The 16,881-nt window shown below is 70.9% G+C and carries 13 protein-coding genes; 6 read left to right on the top strand and 7 right to left on the bottom strand.

Annotated features, from left to right (window positions below):
* Positions 1 to 78 precede the first annotated feature (78 nt).
* A complete protein-coding gene (locus tag ACFT7S_RS22975; protein ID WP_382734783.1) occupies positions 79 to 2,313 on the bottom strand; it encodes a transglycosylase domain-containing protein in 2,235 nt (744 codons plus the stop codon).
* A 254-nt stretch (positions 2,314 to 2,567) separates the two neighbouring features.
* Between ACFT7S_RS22975 and ACFT7S_RS22980 the strand changes: the two genes are divergently transcribed.
* Genes ACFT7S_RS22980 through ACFT7S_RS22990 form a run of 3 tightly spaced genes read left to right on the top strand, consistent with a single transcriptional unit; the run spans position 2,568 to position 6,159 of the window.
* A complete protein-coding gene (locus ACFT7S_RS22980) occupies positions 2,568 to 3,092 on the top strand; it encodes a PadR family transcriptional regulator (protein ID WP_382734785.1) in 525 nt (174 codons plus the stop codon).
* Entirely contained in the window at positions 3,089 to 3,775 is a 687-nt protein-coding gene (locus ACFT7S_RS22985; protein ID WP_382734787.1) for an ABC transporter ATP-binding protein, read from the top strand. Before ACFT7S_RS22980 ends, ACFT7S_RS22985 begins: the two co-directional genes overlap by 4 nt.
* Positions 3,772 to 6,159 (top strand): ABC transporter permease, encoded by a 2,388-nt coding sequence (locus ACFT7S_RS22990; protein ID WP_382734789.1) that lies wholly within the window; start codon positions 3,772 to 3,774, stop codon positions 6,157 to 6,159. The genes ACFT7S_RS22985 and ACFT7S_RS22990 overlap by 4 nt, the downstream gene beginning before the upstream one ends.
* 77 nt (positions 6,160 to 6,236) lie before the next feature.
* Here ACFT7S_RS22990 and ACFT7S_RS22995 read toward each other — a convergent pair whose 3' ends face one another.
* Both ACFT7S_RS22995 and ACFT7S_RS23000 read right to left on the bottom strand, forming a co-directional pair.
* Positions 6,237 to 7,220: a hydrogen peroxide-inducible genes activator gene (locus ACFT7S_RS22995; protein WP_382734791.1), complete on the bottom strand. Its 984-nt coding sequence runs from the start codon at positions 7,218 to 7,220 to the stop codon at positions 6,237 to 6,239.
* A 22-nt stretch (positions 7,221 to 7,242) separates the two neighbouring features.
* Positions 7,243 to 8,364, bottom strand: coding sequence for a M24 family metallopeptidase (locus tag ACFT7S_RS23000; protein WP_382734793.1), 1,122 nt, complete (start codon positions 8,362 to 8,364; stop codon positions 7,243 to 7,245).
* Between the two features lie 155 nt (positions 8,365 to 8,519).
* Here ACFT7S_RS23000 and ACFT7S_RS23005 point away from each other — a divergent pair, with 155 nt between their 5' ends.
* Positions 8,520 to 11,231, top strand: coding sequence for a LuxR C-terminal-related transcriptional regulator (locus ACFT7S_RS23005; RefSeq protein WP_382734795.1), 2,712 nt, complete (start codon positions 8,520 to 8,522; stop codon positions 11,229 to 11,231).
* Between the two features lie 15 nt (positions 11,232 to 11,246).
* On the opposite strand, the gene ACFT7S_RS23010 is transcribed toward ACFT7S_RS23005, so the two are convergent.
* Both ACFT7S_RS23010 and ACFT7S_RS23015 read right to left on the bottom strand, forming a co-directional pair.
* Complete coding sequence (locus tag ACFT7S_RS23010) at positions 11,247 to 12,431, bottom strand: NAD(P)/FAD-dependent oxidoreductase (protein ID WP_382734797.1); 1,185 nt, start codon at positions 12,429 to 12,431, stop codon at positions 11,247 to 11,249.
* Positions 12,432 to 12,496: 65 nt separating this feature from the next.
* Positions 12,497 to 13,162: a DUF4386 domain-containing protein gene (locus tag ACFT7S_RS23015; RefSeq protein WP_382734799.1), complete on the bottom strand. Its 666-nt coding sequence runs from the start codon at positions 13,160 to 13,162 to the stop codon at positions 12,497 to 12,499.
* A gap of 224 nt (positions 13,163 to 13,386) precedes the next feature.
* Between ACFT7S_RS23015 and ACFT7S_RS23020 the strand changes: the two genes are divergently transcribed.
* Together ACFT7S_RS23020 and ACFT7S_RS23025 are read left to right on the top strand one after the other, a co-directional pair.
* Positions 13,387 to 13,941, top strand: a complete 555-nt coding sequence (locus tag ACFT7S_RS23020; RefSeq protein WP_382734801.1) for a peroxiredoxin — start codon at positions 13,387 to 13,389, stop codon at positions 13,939 to 13,941.
* A 12-nt stretch (positions 13,942 to 13,953) separates the two neighbouring features.
* The gene (locus ACFT7S_RS23025; protein ID WP_173315541.1) at positions 13,954 to 14,487 is read left to right on the top strand and encodes an alkyl hydroperoxide reductase; all 534 of its coding nucleotides are present in this window, start codon (positions 13,954 to 13,956) and stop codon (positions 14,485 to 14,487) included.
* 106 nt (positions 14,488 to 14,593) lie between these two features.
* Here ACFT7S_RS23025 and ACFT7S_RS23030 read toward each other — a convergent pair whose 3' ends face one another.
* Complete coding sequence (locus ACFT7S_RS23030; RefSeq protein WP_382734803.1) at positions 14,594 to 16,012, bottom strand: AI-2E family transporter; 1,419 nt, start codon at positions 16,010 to 16,012, stop codon at positions 14,594 to 14,596.
* Between the two features lie 151 nt (positions 16,013 to 16,163).
* Positions 16,164 to 16,877: a transglycosylase SLT domain-containing protein gene (locus ACFT7S_RS23035; RefSeq protein ID WP_382734805.1), complete on the bottom strand. Its 714-nt coding sequence runs from the start codon at positions 16,875 to 16,877 to the stop codon at positions 16,164 to 16,166.
* Between the last annotated feature and the right edge of the window lie 4 nt (positions 16,878 to 16,881).

Below are 16,881 nucleotides of genomic sequence, written 5' to 3' on the forward strand. Positions count from 1 at the left end.
GGTACGAAGGAGGGGCGGTGCCCGCGGGCACCGCCCCTCCTTCACGCCTTCACGCCTTCACGCCTTCACGCGCTCAGCTCACTGACCCAGCACGCTGTCGTCGCGACCCGGCCGTTCGTCCGTCGGCTCCGTCGGGTCGACGGGGTCGGTCGGCAGGGTCGCCGAATCGGTGGGCGTGGGAGGCGTCGTCTGACTGGGCGGCGGCTCGGTCGACGGGCTCTCCTCGACGGGGGGCTCGCTCGGCGACTGGGACGGCGACTCGGTCTCGGCCGGCTCCGTCTCCTCGGGCGTCTCGGTCGTGGCCGGCGGCGTCGTGGGGGCCTGGGTGACGCCCGATTCGCCGCGCTCGACGTCCTCCAGGTCGAAGGTGTCGGTCGAGCCGCCGTTCAGCGCGGCCAGCGTGTAGTCCGCCCAGATCTTCGCCGGGAAGCCGCCACCGTTGGCCCGGCCCGAGCTGGCCGTACCGGTCAGGGTGACCTGCTCGCCGCCTGCCTTCACGGACTCGCCGTAGAGCGCGACGGCCGTGGTGAGCTCCGGGGTGTAGCCGGCGAACCAGGCGGCCTTGTTGTTCTCGGACGTGCCGGTCTTGCCCGCCGCGTCGTAGGCCGAGGTGTTGGCCTCGTGCCCGGAACCGTTGTCCACGACTCCGGTCAGCGAACGGGTCACGGTGTCCGCGGTCTTACGGCTGATCGCCTGGCCGCCGGTGCCGTCGACCGGCTCCGCGGTGCGGTCCCGGTGCTCGGCCGACTTGATGATGTGCGGGTTGACCTTCTTGCCGTGGTTGTCGAGGGTCGCGAACACACCGGCCATGTCCCAGGTCGAGGCGTTCATGGTGCCCAGGGTGATCGAGGGGACCGCGGGGAATCCCTTGTCCGGCATCCCCAGGTCGAGGGCGGTCTGCTTCACGACGGAGGGCGTCACGTCGACGACCATCTGCGCGAAGACCGAGTTGACGGACTTGTCCATCGCCCTCTGGACGCTGATGTCGCCGTAGCTGCGGTCGTCCTCGTTCTGCGGCTTGAACGGGATGTCGCTGCCGACGACGGGCCGCCTGCTGGTGCCGTCGTAGACGGTGTCGAGGCCGATCAGCCTGCCGTCCTGGGTCTCCGACTCGTTCTCCAGCGCGGAGGCGAGCACCAGCGGCTTGAAGGTGGAGGCCGGCTGGTAGTCCCGGCGGGTGGCGTTGGAGACCCAGTGCTCGGTGGCGCTCACGCCGCCGTACAGCGCGACGACCTCGCCGTTCTTCGGGTTCACGGAGGTGGCGCCGGCCTGGACCGTGGCGTCGATCTTGTTGCCCTTGCGGTCGAGCTTGGACTCCAGCTGCCGGTCGACCGCCTGCTCCAGCTCCTCCTGACGCTTCTTGTCTATGTTGAGCGTGATCGTCCAGCCGCCGGCCTCGCGGGCCTCCTCGGAGATGCCCTGCCGCTCCAGCTCCTCGTTGGCCGCCTCGACGAGATAGCCGGTCTGGCCCTCCATGCCGGGGGCCGCCTTGGGCTCCTGCGGGCGGGTGAACTTCATCCCGGCGCGCTTCGAGCTGTCGAGCCAGCCCTTCTCGACCATGTTGTCGAGCGTGTATCCCCAGCGCTCGGAGACGAGCTTCTTGCCGGTCGGCGAGGCGACCGCCCAGTCGTACTGGCTGGGGGCCTGGAGCAGCGAGGCGAGGTAGGCGCCCTGGGAGAGGTTGAGATCCTTGGCGTCGACCCCGTAGTACGCCTGCGCGGCGGCCTGGATACCGCTCGCGCCGCGGCCGTAGTACGCGGTGTTCATGTACCCGGCGAGGATGTATTCCTTGTCCATCTTCTGGTCGACCTTGAGCGAGATCACCAGCTCCTTCAGCTTGCGGCTGACGGTCGGGTCCTGCGTCAGGTAGTAGTTCTTCACGTACTGCTGGGTGATCGTCGAACCACCCTGCTTGCCCTTGCCGGACAGCGTGTTGAACAGCCCGCGCGCGGTGCCCTTCAGGTCGACGCCCTGGTCCTGGTAGAAGCTCTTGTTCTCGGCGGCGACGAAGGCGTTCTGGACGTCCTTGGGGACCTCGGAGAGGTCGACGATCTCGCGGTTGACCTCGCCCGCGCGGGCCAGCAGTGTGCCGTCGCTGTACTTGTAGACGTTGCTCTGCTTGTTCGCCGTGGCGTTGGCCGCGGGCACGTCCACATAGACGTAGAGCGCCAGGAAGGCGCCCATGGCCAGCAGGCAGAACCCGAAGAACGTGCCCAGCAGTTTCCGCCAGGTGAAGAGTCCGCGTATGCCGCCGCTCCTCCCGGCACGGCGCGCTCCTCGCCCCTGGCCTCGTCGCGCATCCGCTCGACCCATCGCTGTAGTGCTCCCGTTTCTCTGCTCGACCGGCTTCGCCCGGTCCCGCCAGCTAACACCGTCGGGTTGGACGAAATGCAAGCGATCCGGTCTTTTCCGGACGTGACAATCAGCACCCGTTCCCTTAGGAACCGACTCATGAGGGGCAAGAAGGGTTGCGAGGACTGGAGAATCCACAGATACGGGCCGGGTACGGGAGGGGAGCGTCACCCCCGTATACACCCCGCGTATACACCGCATGTATAGTCCCTCGCATGTCAATCAGTCACACCCTCCTCGGACTCCTGGAGTCCGGCCCCCGCCACGGCTACGACCTCAAGCGCACGTTCGACGAGAAGTTCGGCCACGACCGCCCCCTGCACTACGGACAGGTCTACTCGACCATGTCCCGGCTGCTGAAGAACGGGCTCGTGGTCGTCGACGGAGTCGAGAGCGAGGGCGGTCCCGAGCGCAAGCGGTACGCCATCACGGACGCCGGGATCACGGACGTGTCCGTCTGGCTCACCCACCCGGAGAAGCCGGAACCGTACCTTCAGTCGACCCTGTACACCAAGGTCGTCCTGGCCCTGCTGACCGGCCGCAGCGCCACTCAGCTGCTGGACACGCAGCGCACCGAGCACCTGCGCCTGATGCGGGTCCTCACCGACCGCAAGCGCAAGGGCGACCTCGCCGACCAGCTGATCTGCGACCACGCGCTGTTCCACCTGGAAGCCGACCTGCGCTGGCTCGAACTGACCGCCGCACGCCTCGACAAGCTCGCGGAGGTGGTGGTCAAGTGACTCCCGCCGGCTCCCTGCTCACCGCCCACGACCTGCGCAAGACCTACGGATCGACGCCCGCACTCGACGGTGCGTCCTTCTCCATCCACCCCGGCGAGGTCGTCGCCGTGATGGGCCCCTCCGGCTCCGGCAAGTCCACACTGCTGCACTGCCTCGCCGGGATCATCACGCCGGACTCCGGGACCATCACCTACGCGGGCCGTGAACTGTCCGCGATGTCCGACGCCGAACGCAGTGCCCTGCGCCGCAGCGACTTCGGCTTCGTGTTCCAGTTCGGCCGGCTCGTCCCCGAGCTGACCTGTGTGGAGAACGTGGCCCTGCCGCTCCGCCTCGACGGCGTCCGGCGCAAGGCCGCCGAGCGCACGGCACGCGAGTGGATGGAGCGCCTGGAGGTCGACGACCTCGCCGGCAAGCGGCCGGGCGAGGTCTCCGGCGGCCAGGGCCAGCGCGTCGCCGTGGCCCGCGCCCTGGCCTCGTCCCCGAAGGTGATCTTCGCGGACGAGCCGACCGGCGCCCTGGACTCCCTCAACGGCGAGCGGGTCATGGAACTGCTCACCGAGACCGCACGGTCCACCAACGTCGCCGTGGTCCTGGTGACGCACGAGGCACGCGTCGCCGCCTACTCCGACCGCGACGTCACGGTGCGCGACGGCCGGGCCCGCGACATGGAGTGGTCCGTATGACGCTGCTCGGCCACGAGAAGGCGACGGCCGGCGAACGGCCCAGGCCCTCCGGCTCCCGCGCCTTCCTACGCGACCTCGGCCTCGGCATCCGTTTCGCCTCGTCCGGCGGCCGCGAGGGCTGGATACGCACCGCGCTGACCGCGGTCGGCGTCGGCCTCGGTGTGGCGCTGCTGCTCGTCGCCTCCTCCGTGCCACACATGCTCGACGAGCGGACCGCGCGCGAGCGGGCCCGCACCGAGCCGAGGATCTCCGCCGGGCCGGACGCGGCGGCGAAGTCGGACACCTCGGTCCTGCGGGTCAACGCGGAGACCGAGTACCACGACCGCTCCATCGCGGGCTTCCTCATGCGTGCGGACGGCACGCACCCGGTCACCCCGCCGGGCGTCGCCCGCTTCCCCGGCCCGGACGAGATGCTCGTATCGCCCGCCCTGAAGGAGCTGCTCGCCGCACCGGAGAACCGCCTTCTCAAGGAGCGGCTGCCCTACCGGATCACCGGCACCATCTCCGACGCGGGCCTGGTCTCCCCCGGCGAGCTGCGCTTCTACGTGGGCAGCGGCACGCTGACGACCGAGTCGGGCGGCCACCGGCTGGACGCGTACGGCGACACGGGCCCGGCCCAACGCGTGCCTCCCCTCCTCGTCCTGCTGGTCATCATGATCTGCGTGGTGCTGCTCGTTCCGGTGGGCATCTTCATCGCCACGGCCGTGCGCTTCGGCGGCGAACGCCGCGACCAGAGACTCGCCGCGCTGCGCCTGGTCGGCTCGGACGTCCGGATGACCCGCCGGATCGCGGCGGGCGAGGCACTGTTCGGCTCGGTGCTCGGACTGGCGACCGGTCTCCTCCTGTTCCTGGTGGGGCGGCAGTTCGTGGGCGCCGTGGAAGTGTGGGACGTCAGCGCCTTCCCGGCCGACCTCGTCCCCGCCCCTGCGCTGTGCGCGCTGATCGCCGTCGCGGTGCCGCTCGTCTCGGTCCTCGTGACGCTGATCGCCATGCGGTCGGTGGTGATCGAGCCGCTCGGAGTCGTACGTGAGGGCCGCGGCCGAGGCCGCCGGCTCTGGTGGCGCTTCCTCCTGCCGGTCGCCGGTGCGGCGGTCCTCGGACTGACCGGCAAGGTCGACGAGACCACGCCCGTCGATCCGTACCCGATCGCGATCGGGGCGGTCCTGGTCCTGGTCGGGCTCGCCCTGCTGCTGCCGTGGCTGGTCGAGGCCTGTGTGCACCGGCTGCGCGGTGGCCCGGTGCCCTGGCAACTGGCCACCCGCAGGCTCCAGTTGAGCGGCGGGGCCGCGGCCCGCGCCGTCAGCGGGGTCACGGTCGCGGTGGCGGGCGCCATCGCTCTCCAGATGCTGTTCGCCGCGATGAACGACGACTTCAACCGGATGACGGGACAGGACACGTCACGAGCGCAGCTCTCCCTGTTCTCCGAGCAGGTAAGCGGCGACGCCGCCGCCAGGACCCTCGCGGAGCTGCGGGCCACCGAAGGCGTGGACAAGGTCATCGGCCTGGTCGAGACGTACGCCACCCAGCCGGGCGTGTACAAGGGCAACGATGTCGAGCCCAGCACCTGGGTGTCCATCGGAGACTGCGCGACCCTGCTCGAAGTGGCCCGGATCAGCACCTGCCACGACGGCGACACCTTCGTCGTGCACCCGGCGAACGACAAGGAGACGTCCGACTGGATCGACCAGACCGCCCGTAAGGGCAAGGAGATCGAGTTCGAGTCCTCCGCGGGCACCAATCCGATGCTCTGGACCCTGCCGGCCGGCACCCGGACCGTCACCACCCGTCCCGACCCGATGGGCGAGAGCCGCTGGGGCATCATGGTGACCCCCGGCGCGCTCGACGCGTGCACCCTGCCGGATGCGACGGCCCTGACGCAGGTCCGGATCGATGAGAGCGTCCCGGACGCCGCCGAGCACGTACGCAACACGGCGGCGCGGATCGACCCCGGCATGCTGGTCGGCACCCTGAACTCGGTGGAGCGCGACCGGCAGTACGCCAGCATCCAGACCGGCCTCCAGGTCGGCGCGACCGCCACCCTGCTGCTCATCGCCGCCTCCATGCTGGTCTCCCAGCTGGAACAGCTGCGCGAGCGCAAGCGGCTGCTCTCGGTCCTGGTCGCCTTCGGCACCCGGCGCACCACACTCGGCTGGTCGGTGCTCTGGCAGACCGCCCTGCCGGTGGCGGTCGGGCTGGCCGTCGCGGTCCTCGGGGGCCTGGGGCTCGGCGCGATGCTCACCTGGATGATCGCCAAGCGGGTGTCCGACTGGCTGCTGTTCCTGCCGATGGTGGGCGCGGGCGCCGGGCTGGTCCTCATGGTCACCCTGCTGTCGCTGCCACCGCTGTGGCGCATGATGCGCCCGGACGGCCTGCGTACCGAGTGAGCTGACCCAGGGTCTGTCGTTTGGACCCCGCGAGCCGGCATGATCCAAACGACAGACCCTAGGGCCTCTCGAAAGCCCTACCCGCCGGACGGGCCCGACGACGGGGCCCGTCCGGCGATCCGTACCGGCAGCGTCTCCATCTCCTCGCGCAGCGCCGCCGCGAACTCCTCGAACTCCTCGTGCCTGGCCGCCCCCGAGCGCATCGCCAGCGCCACCCGCCGCGAGGGCGCCGGGTCCGCGAAGTACCCCGTCGTCAGCGCGTCGTCGCGGCCCGCCTCCACCGTCACCGCGGTCCGCGGCAGCAGCGTCACGCCGAGCCCGCCGGCGACCAGCTGCACCAGGGTGGAGAGCCCGGCCGCGGTCGTCGTCACGGGTGCGCCCTGCGTACGTCCGGCCTCCCGGCAGATGTCCAGGGCCTGGTCGCGCAGACAGTGCCCCTCGTCCAGGAGCAGCAGCGGCAGCTCGCGCAGCGCCTCGCGCGGAATATCGACGCGCCCGCCCAGCCGGTGCTCGCGCTCCATGACCAGCACGAAGTCCTCGTCGAAGAGCGGGAGTTCGGTCACTCCCGGCACGCCGAGCGGTACGGCGAGCAGCAACAGGTCGAGCCGTCCGGCGGCCAGTCCCTCCAGCAGCGAGGAGGTCTGCTCCTCGTGCACCTGGAGGTCGAGCGCCGGGTAGCGCCGGTGGACGAGCCGGAGCACGGTCGGCAGCAGATACGGGGCGACGGTCGGGATCACGCCGAGCCTGAGCACTCCGGTGAACGGTGCCCGCACGGCCTCCGCCTCCTCCATCAGCGCACCGACGGCCTCCAGGACCACCTGGGTCCGCACCGCCAGCCGCTCCCCGGCGGGCGAGAGCAGCACCTTGCGCGTCGTACGCTCGATGAGCTGGACACCCAATGCCTCCTCCAGAGCCGATACGGCGCCGGAGAGTGCGGGCTGACTCATCCCGATCGCGGCCGCCGCGTCACGGAAGTGCAGATGCTCCGCGACGGCGGCGAAGGCGCGCAGCTGCGACAGACTGGGCTGTTTGGGCCTGTTGCCCGGGTTCCCCTGGCTCATTGATAGGAACCTCCGATCATCACTATCGAGTATAGCCAGCCAGTCGATCAATGACGCGTGGCCCGGTGGAGCCGATGACGACCGTGTCGCCGTACGTGACGGTGCCGTGGCCGAGGTCGCAGGTGACATGGAGCGCGAACGTCATGCCGGGTCCGACCGGCAGGTCGTAGCCGACCGTCGGGCTGCGCGGGCCCGGCTCGACCCCTCCGCACACACCCCGGGGGTTGAGACCGCGGATCAGCGGGCGGGAGCTCCGGCCGCCCGACCGTTCGAGACTGATCCGCATGGCATCGGCGACCCTTCCGAAGAGCAGACCGGGGCGCAGGGCACGCAGGCCCGCCCGGTGACTCGCGCGCGCGGCGCGCAGCGCGGGCGCGAGCTCCGGGGCGGGCGGGCCGACCGGGACGGTCAGGGTCCGGTGGGTTTCGCGCCCCCGGTACCGGCAGTTCAGTTCGGCCAGGACGACGTCGCCGTCACGCAGCGGGGCCCCCCGCCCGAGCCCCTGTCCGAGTCCCGGTCCGAGTTCCTGTCCGAGTCCCGGTCCGCAGGACAGGCGCACCTCGGGGTCGGCGCCACGCACCTGCCCGGCATGCATCGCCGCCGCATACGGCTCCAGCGGGTCGGCGCCCGGCCGGACGGCAGCCCGGAGCGCGTCCGCCATCACCGCACCGATCCGTCCGCACTCGGCGAGCACCGCGATCTCCTCGGACGACTGGGACATGGCACTGCGGACGAACTGCGACCACACCGGGACGAAGACCGTCTGCGGCAGCAGGCCGAGGAAAGTGGCCCACAGGGTGTACGGCAGCGGCGATCCGCCGTGCTCGGCGGCGTACGGCTCAAGGCCCAGAACGCCGACGCGGGCATGCGTGAGACGCCGCTCCTTCAGCGCGTCGGCCAGCCCGTACGCATGACGGGCCGGGCGGACGTCCTCGATCCAGGGACCCGGCCGGTCGCCCAGGACCAGCGGGCCACCGTACCGGGGGAAGAGCACCAGGGCACCCGGCGGGCCACCCGTGAAGTAGCTGTCCGGCGACATGACCGCCGACGGTTCGCCGTACACGATCAGCGCGTCCACGCCCGCGGCGTCCATCAGCGCACGCGCCAGTTCCCATCGGCGGTCCCGTTCGGCGAGCGAGTACATGCATGCCCCGTCCCTCTGCTGTCCTGTGCCAGGAACGCTAGGGAGAACCGACGGACACCGGTATCGGACGTTCGCCTTGTTCCAGGGGTGCCGGCTCCAGGGGTGCCGGCTCCAGGGGGTGTCGGCCGCCGGACGGACTGAGTAGGTTCCTGATCATGCTTCATGGTCGGGAACGCGAAGAACAGGAGATCGGCCGGCTGCTCTCGGAGGCCGGAGCGGGCCGCGGCGCGGCCCTGGCGGTCGTCGCGGAGGCGGGTGGCGGCAAGTCGGCGCTCCTGCGCCGGGCGGCGGAGTCGGCCGCCTTGCAAGAATCCGCCGCCGAGGGTGCGGGTTTCCAGGTGCTGCGCTGCACAGGGATCGAGAGCGAGTCCGAACTGCCCTTCGCGGCCCTGCAGTTGCTGCTCACCCCCGCGCTCGGCCGGCTCGACGCCCTTCCCGTACCGCAGGCGGACGCCTTGCGGGCCGCCCTGGGTCTCGCTCCGCCCGGTGGCGCGGACCGGTTCCTGGTCGGGGTCGCCGCGCTGTCGCTCCTGGCGGAACTGTCCGCCGAGGGACCGGTGCTGTGCCTGGTGGACGACGCCCAGTGGCTGGACCAGCCGTCGGCCGACGCACTGCTGTTCGCCGCCCGGCGCCTTGCGGCCGAAAGCATCGCCCTGCTGTTCGCGGGCCGGGAGGAGTTCTCCGCGCCGGGCCTGCCGGAGCTGCGTCCAGCGCGTCTGGACCGGTCGGCGGCGCGGAGCCTGCTGGCCGAGCACGCACCCGAACTCCCGTCCCATGTACGGGACCGCGTCCTCGCCGAGGCCGGGGGCAATCCGCTGGCCCTGCTCGAACTGCCCCGTACGGACGTCGATCTGCTGTCGGTGGGGCCCCTCCCCCTGCCGCACCGCCTCCAGGAGACCTATCAGCGGCGGATCGCGGAACTGTCCGGGGACACGAGGACCGCCCTGCTCGTGGCCGCTGCCGAGGAGTCCGGCGAACTGTCCACGGTGCTAAGGGTGTTGGGTGCGTTTTCCCTGGCCGCCGACGCACTGGCCGAGGCGGAGAGCGCCGGCCTGGTGGACGTCACGGACCGGTCGATCGCCTTCCGGCATCCGCTGATGCGCGCCGCCGCCTACCAGGGCGCCCCGTTCACCCGGCGCCTCGCCGTGCACGCCGCGATCACCGACGCCCTGACCGACGACCCCGACCGCGCCGCCTGGCACCGGGCGGCGGCCACGACCGGGCCGGACGAGGAGGCCGCCGCCGGGCTGGCAGCCGCCGCGGTGCGAGCCGGGGAACGGACGGGTTACGCCACGGCCGCGGCCGCGTGGGAGCGGTCCGCGCGACTCACCCCGCCCGGCCCGCTCCAGGTACGACGCCTGGTGTCCGCCGCCGAAACGGCCGCCGACGCGGGACAGTCCGACCGTGCCCTGCAGCTGTCCGGGGAGGCGGGACGGCTCACCGACGATCCCCTCGAACTGGCCCGGCTCGCAGGGGTACGCGCCCGTGTCGAGTGCGAGCACGGCTCTCTGAGATCAGCGTTCGAGGTCCTGGTGCCGGCCGCGGACGCGGTCGCTCCGCTCGCTCCTGGCCTGGCCGCGGAGATGCTGGTCGAGGCCGCACGGACGGCCTGGACCACGGGCGACCCGGGGCGGGTGGAACACGCGCACCGAAGGCTGCTCGCCCTGCCGCTGGACCCGTCCCGGGCCGCGATGATCCAGTCCGTGGCGGGGGCGCTCGACCTCGTCTCCGGCGACGCCGGAGCGGGCGTGGCACTGCTGCGCAAGCATGTGGCGAGCGCCCGCGAGGTGCGTGCAGGGATGCTCTCGCTCCGTCTCACCCTCGCGCTCCAGGCCCAGCTCATCGGTGAATTCACCGCCGCACAGGACATGTTGCTGGCCCTGGCCGATGAGTGCCGCACGCTGGGGATGGTCGGCCGGCTGCCCGCCGTCCTGTCCGCGCTGGCGCTGGCCGAGGCCCATCTCGGCCGGTTCCGCGACGCGGCGGCCGCCGCGGACGAGTGCCGGCGGATCGCCGGGGACACGGGTCAGCCCGGCCGGATCGCCCAGGCCGAAGCCATGCTGGCGTTCCTGGCCGCGGTCGGTGGCGACGAGGAGACCTGCCGGACGCTCGGCGAACGCAGTCTTCGTACGTTCGCCGCGGAGTCCAACGCCGTGGCCGCCTCGCGCGGCGAGTGGGCGCTCGCGCTTCTGGACCTCGGCCTGGGACGTCATGAGGCGGCCCTCGACCGGATGGAGGCGGCCTCCCGCGGACCGGTCCGCTTCGGTGGCTACGACGTCGCCTTCGCCGCCGACCGCGTGGAGGCCGCCGTCCGGCTCGGCAGGCCCGAGCGCGCCGCCGAACCCCTGGCCCGCATCGCATGGTGGGCGGATGTCGCACCCGGCCCCTGGCCGGAGGCGATGCTGCTGCGCTGCAAGGCACTGCTCGGCGGTCACGGAGAGGCGTACGCGCAAGCGCTCCGGCTGCACGCCGAGGACGGCGGCCGGCCCTTCGACCGTGCCAGGACCGGATTGCTGCACGGCGAGTGGCTGCGGCGTCAGCGCCGCAAGACGGAGGCGCGTACGCAACTGCGCGACGTGCTGGAGACCTTCGAGCGGCTGGGTGCCGTTCCGTGGGCCGACCACGCCCGCGCCGAACTGCGGGCCGCCGGTGAGGGTTCCGTCCAGGCCACGGAAACGGACCTGGCCGCCCTGCTCACACCGCAGGAGCTCCAGGTCGTCCGGCTGGCCGCGACCGGGGCGACGAACAAGGAGATCGGATCCCAGCTCTTCCTCAGCTCCAAGACCGTCGGCCACCATCTGTACCGCGCCTTCCCCAAACTCCGCGTCTCGACCCGTACCGAACTGGCCCGTCTCGATCTCGGCTGAGCGCATGCCGCCGTGTCACGCGGGCTTGCGGGTGGCGCGCCCGCCCTTGGACAGGGAGGCACCGACAGTCATGTGCTTGCTGAGGCGGTAGGACTTCAGCGGGGTGCCGCTGATCATTTCCTTGTACGAGACGGCGCTGCGCCCGGTGAGGAACCAGCGCCGCGGGGTGTCGTCGTGGCGGGTGAACTGGATGACGGCGTCCTTCCGGCCGAGGCTGACGGGCTGGTGGAAGTAGCCGAAGCGGAACGGCTTCGCGCTCTTGCCGCGCAGCAGCCGGGCGATCGTGTCCGCGGCGTGGGCACCGGTGGGCAAACCGCTCTGACAGGTGCCGTGCACGGGCCCCCAGGCCTGCCGGACCGCGGCCGCGTCACCGATCGCGTGGATCTCCGGGTGGGACTGCGACCGCAGCGCGGCATCGACCAGGATCAGACCTCGCTCGTCGACGGCGATGCCGGAGTCGGCCGCCAGCGCGGATACCTTTACCCCGGTCGTCCACAGGCAGAGGCCGGACGGCACGAGCTCGCCGCCGTCCAGCTCCACCGCGTCGGGCAGCACCTTGGTGACCGCCGAGCCGGTGCGGACGGCGACGCCGAGGCGCTCCAGCGCCGCGTACAGATAGGCGCGGGCCTTGATGCCCATCAGGGCTCCGGGCGCGTCCCGGCTGATCAGTGTCACCCGCAGCCCCGGGTGGGCCTCCGCGATCTCGGTTGCGGCCTCGACACCGGTGAGCCCGCCGCCGCAGACCGTCACCGTGCCGCCGGTCGCGGCCAGTTCGGCCAGACGCGTGGAGAAGCGGTGTGCGGTGCGCGGGTCGTCGAGCGTGACGGCGTGCCGGTCGGCGCCGGGGACCCTGCTGGTGTCGGTGGAGCTGCCCAGGGCGTACACCAGCCGGTCGTAGCCGATCGGCCGTACGCCGGTGGCCGTGTCGATCGTCAGCTCCCGCCGCGCGGTGTCGATGGCCGTGGCCATGCCCTGTACGAAGGTGACGCCCGTTCCTTCGAGCAGGTCGGGTATCCGCGCGACCGCCAGTTCCTGTCCGGCGGCGACCTGGTGCATCCGCAGACGCTCGGTGAACCGTGCCGACGGGTTGACCAGCGTGACCGAGACGCCGAGGCGGCGGGTGCGCCGGGCGAGGCGGATCGCGCACAGCAGGCCGGAGTAGCCGGCGCCGAGAACGACGATGGTGCGGTCGGTCGTCATGACAGGTGTCCAATCATCGAGTGGTGAGCCGTCTTCGTTGCGCGTCGTTCTTTACGCGTCCTTCTTTACGCGTCCGAGGCGTCCGAGGCGTCCGGGCGGCCGGTGCGGGGCAGCAGGGCGGCCGCGAACACCAGCCAGATGAGGCCGCCGAAGCGGACGACCGGCAGCAGGTAGCCGAAGCCGTCGGACAGCAGGGTGAGCGTGGACACCATGCCCACGGCGGCGAGGGCCAGTCCGATCCCGGTCAGCGCACGGGGCAGCAGCCCGGCCAGCGAGACTCCGGCGACGAGCAGGGCGAACATCACCGCGTAGAGGGGGCCGCCGGACAGGAACGAGAGGTCGGCGAGCGTACGGGCCAGTGCGGAGCCGGCGTTCTCCGGCAGACGGCCGCCGCTCCAGGCGAACATCGCGCTGCCGGTCAGCGCGCTCGCGGCGACCGCGCCGCCGACCAGGGTGATCGCCGCACCCGGCCCGGCGCTGCCCAACGCCCGCAGCCGCCGGTGGAGCACCGCTGCCGCGAGCGCCAGCGGCACCGCTGAGGCGAACAGCAGGAAGGCACCCAGCTCGACCGTGGACGCGTGGGTCCGGGCGTGGCGCAGCACCTCGGCGCCCGAGGCGTCGGGGTGCGGGGTGGACCGGTTGACGACGACATAGGAGACGGTCAGCACGGCGAAGGTCAGGACGGCGGCCAGGAGTGGCGTCCGTCGGGTGGTATCGCGGTCGGCGGTCATGGTGTGTCTCCGATTTCGGTGGCGTTCTCGACTCCCGTAACGCTAGAAGCGCGGGCCGTCACCAGGTATCGGGCAAGTGCCCGGCATACGCACTGATCGAGTGGGGCGATCAATGCGGCCCGTTGAGGCGATTTCCGTGATCAATGCACTCTGTGCCATGGTGGCTCCAGTCCAACCCTCAGGAACCTCCCCAAAAGGGAATTCCTATGCTGCAAGGAGAGCGCGTGCTCACTGTCGGTGACAAGTTCCCCGAGTTCGACCTGACTGCTTGTGTCTCGCTGGAGGCGGGCAAGGAGTTCGAGCAGATCAACCACAAGACCTACGAGGGTCAGTGGAAGATCGTCTTCGCGTGGCCGAAGGACTTCACCTTCGTGTGCCCCACCGAGATCGCCGCCTTCGGCAAGCTGAACGAAGAGTTCGCCGACCGTGACGCCCAGGTCCTCGGCTTCTCAGGTGACTCCGAGTTCGTGCACCACGCCTGGCGCAAGGACCACCCGGACCTGACCGACCTGCCCTTCCCGATGCTGGCCGACTCGAAGCACGAGCTCATGCGTGACCTCGGCATCGAGGGCGAGGACGGCTTCGCGCAGCGCGCGGTCTTCATCGTCGACCAGAACAACGAGATCCAGTTCACGATGGTGACCGCCGGTTCCGTGGGCCGTAACCCCAAGGAGGTCCTGCGGGTCCTCGACGCCCTGCAGACCGACGAGCTGTGCCCCTGCAACTGGACCAAGGGCGAGACCACCCTCGACCCGGTCGCGCTCCTCTCGGGCGAGTGAGCTGAGACGATCATGGCTCTCGACGAACTGAAGTCCGCCGTACCGGACTTCGCCAAGGACCTGAAGCTGAACCTCGGCTCGGTCATCGGCAACAGCGAACTTCCTCAGCAGCAGCTCTGGGGCACCGTTCTCGCCTGCGCGATCGCCTCGCGCTCGCCGATCGTGCTCCGCGAGCTGGAGCCGGAGGCCAAGGCCAACCTCTCCGCCGAGGCGTACACCGCGGCGAAGTCGGCCGCGGCCGTCATGGCGATGAACAACGTCTTCTACCGGACCCGGCACCTGCTGTCGGACCCGGAGTACGGGACGCTCCGTGCGGGCCTGCGGATGAACGTCATCGGCAAGCCGGGCGTGGAGAAGGTCGACTTCGAGCTGTGGTCGCTCGCCGTCTCCGCGATCAACGGCTGCGGCCAGTGCCTCGACTCCCACGAGCAGGTGCTGCGCAAGGCCGGCGTGGACCGTGAGACCATTCAGGAAGCCGTCAAGATCGCCTCGGTGATCCAGGCGGTCGGCGTGACCCTCGAAGCCGAAGCGGTTCTCGCCGAGTAACACAGCAGTACCCTTGTACGAGAAGGGCCCCGAGGACGACCGACCGTCCACGGGGCCCTTCTTACTGCCTTCTTGCTGCCCGCCTGCTGCTCGCCTGCTGGTCCGGTCAGTCTTCCCGGCTCTCTCCCGGCCCCTCCGGCGCACTGTCTGCGGGCAGGTCCGGGGCCTTCGGCGGCGAACCCGGGGCCCGGGTCGGCGCCAGCTCGTACGCCGTGGCGCCGCGCGGCGGGGGCGAGTGCCGCCGGGACTCCTGCTGCCCGTAGGACCGCAGATAGCCGACCACGGTGTTGGTCACGGCGACCAGCGGTACGGCGACCACCGCGCCGCCGATGCCCGCGATCATCCCGCCCGCGGCGACCGAGAGGACGACGGCCAGCGGATGGACCCGCACGGCGCGTCCGAGGATGAACGGCTGGAGGATGTGGCCCTCGATCTGCTGCACGGCGAGCACCACGAGCAGCACCATCAGCGCGGTGAACACGCCCTGGGTGACGAGCGAGACGACCACCGCGAGCGCCCCGGAGACCACGGCTCCGACCAGGGGAATGAAGGCGAAGAGGAAGATGAACACCGCGAGCGGCACCGCCATCGGCACATCGAGGAAGTAGATCCCGAGCCCGATGAAGATGGCGTCGATGAGCGCGATCATCACCGTGCCCCGCACATAGGCGGTGAGCGTGCGCCAGGCACGCGGCCCGGCGCCCGCGACGCCCGGCCTGGCCTGGGCGGGCACGAGCTTCAGCACCCAGTGCCAGATGCGTTTCCCGTCGTACAGCAGGAAGAGCGTCGAGAACATCGCCAGCAGCAGCCCGGTGAGGACCTCCACCATCACGGTGACGCCCTGCAGCCCGGCGGAGGTGATCTCCTCCGTGTTGGTGCCGATGGTGTCGCTGAGATTCTTCGCGATGTCGTTGATCTGCGACTCGGTGACATGGAAGGGGCTGTCGAGCAGCCAGCGCTTCAACTCGTCGATGCCGTCGCGCACCCGGTCGGAGAGCGTGTCGAGGTTGTCCATCACCTGCCACACCACGAACCAGCCGACCAGGCCCATGACGACGAAGCCCAGGACCGCGGTGACCGCCGTCGCCAGCCCTCGCGGCAGACCGAGCCGCTTCAGGCGCACCACGGTCGGCTGGAGCATCGCGGTGACGAGCAGCGCGGCGACGAAGGCCAGGACCACCAGTTGTACGGCGCTGATGATCCGCATCAGCACCCAGAGGGTGCCCGCCAGGACGAGCAGCCGCCAGCCCGCCTCGGCCGCGACCCGCATGCCCCACGGAATCGCCGCGACCGGATCGGGCCTGGCGGCGACGGACGGGGCGTACGCGGGAGGCGGGGGCACATGCTCCGCCACTGCTTCCTCCCGGCCGCCGCCAGCACGGACGTCCGCCTCGCCGTGTACGCGTACCCGGTCGGCGTCCGAGTCCGCCTTCGCATCGGCCTCGGCACGGCGCTGGTCCAGGCGTGCCCCCATGTCGGTCAGTTCGGCGCCGAGCCGGCCGAGCCACCCTGGCAGTTTCGACATGATTGTTCCCTCTCCCCCATGCTGTCTCCCCACCGCTCCCCCGGAGTCGTCCGGAATGTGACCGTACACGCGCGAAGCCCTCCACCGTAGGGACGGTGGAGGGCTTCACAAGGTTGAGAGCCGGTCCCTCATGAGGGACCGGAGGCTCGCCCTAGTACCAGTTGTTGGCCTGCCAGAAGGACCAGGCGCCGCACGGGCTGCCGTAGCGCCCGTCCATGTAGCTGAGGCCCCACTTGATCTGGGTGGCCGGGTTGGTCTGCCAGTCGGCACCTGCGGACACCATCTTGGAACCCGGGAGCGCCTGCATGAGGCCGTAGGCACCGGACGACGGGTTGGACGCCCGGTAGTTCCACGTCGACTCGTGGTTCACGATGTTGCTGAAGCACTGGAACTGGTCGGCGGGGACCATCTGACGGGCCATCGCCTGCACTTCGGCCACGCTGTACGAGCCCTGCGCGGAGAACGAGGAGGCGTCGCGGACCGACGAGCGGCTTGCGCGCTCGGCCTCCGCCTTCGCGTCCGCCTCGGCCTTGCGCTCGGCCTCCAGCTTGTCCTGGGCCGCCTGCTTCTTGGACTCGGCGTCCTTGGAGGCCTGGATACGGGCGGATTCCTCTGCGGACTTCTTCGCTGCCGCGTCGGCTGCGGATGCCTGGGCGTCGGCCTGCTGGGTCAGCGAGGCAGTCTGCACCTGGGCCTGCTGGCCCGCGGGAATGTCTGCGAGCAGCGTGGTGTCGGCTGCGGCCGCCTCGAAGTTGTTGTCGTCGACAGCAGGAGTGCTGCCCGAAGCAACGCCTACGACGGCGCCTACGGTGGTGACCGCTGTGGCTGATGCCACGGCGAACCCCCGGACCGAGATCCGGCTCACACGG

The sequence above is a fragment of the Streptomyces sp. NPDC057136 genome (assembly GCF_042670885.1).
Lineage (GTDB): Bacteria > Actinomycetota > Actinomycetes > Streptomycetales > Streptomycetaceae > Streptomyces.

What these genes read in the sequence shown, in the direction of transcription:
- ACFT7S_RS22975 (WP_382734783.1), bottom strand. Translation starts at nt 2,313, where the DNA reads ATGGGTCGAGCGGATGCGCGACGAGGCCAGGGGCGAGGAGCGCGCCGT.
- ACFT7S_RS22980 (WP_382734785.1), top strand. Translation starts at nt 2,568, where the DNA reads ATGTCAATCAGTCACACCCTCCTCGGACTCCTGGAGTCCGGCCCCCGC.
- ACFT7S_RS22990 (WP_382734789.1), top strand. Translation starts at nt 3,772, where the DNA reads ATGACGCTGCTCGGCCACGAGAAGGCGACGGCCGGCGAACGGCCCAGG.
- ACFT7S_RS22995 (WP_382734791.1), bottom strand. Translation starts at nt 7,220, where the DNA reads ATGAGCCAGGGGAACCCGGGCAACAGGCCCAAACAGCCCAGTCTGTCG.
- ACFT7S_RS23000 (WP_382734793.1), bottom strand. Translation starts at nt 8,364, where the DNA reads ATGTACTCGCTCGCCGAACGGGACCGCCGATGGGAACTGGCGCGTGCG.
- ACFT7S_RS23005 (WP_382734795.1), top strand. Translation starts at nt 8,520, where the DNA reads ATGCTTCATGGTCGGGAACGCGAAGAACAGGAGATCGGCCGGCTGCTC.
- ACFT7S_RS23010 (WP_382734797.1), bottom strand. Translation starts at nt 12,431, where the DNA reads ATGACGACCGACCGCACCATCGTCGTTCTCGGCGCCGGCTACTCCGGC.
- ACFT7S_RS23015 (WP_382734799.1), bottom strand. Translation starts at nt 13,162, where the DNA reads ATGACCGCCGACCGCGATACCACCCGACGGACGCCACTCCTGGCCGCC.
- ACFT7S_RS23025 (WP_173315541.1), top strand. Translation starts at nt 13,954, where the DNA reads ATGGCTCTCGACGAACTGAAGTCCGCCGTACCGGACTTCGCCAAGGAC.
- ACFT7S_RS23030 (WP_382734803.1), bottom strand. Translation starts at nt 16,012, where the DNA reads ATGTCGAAACTGCCAGGGTGGCTCGGCCGGCTCGGCGCCGAACTGACC.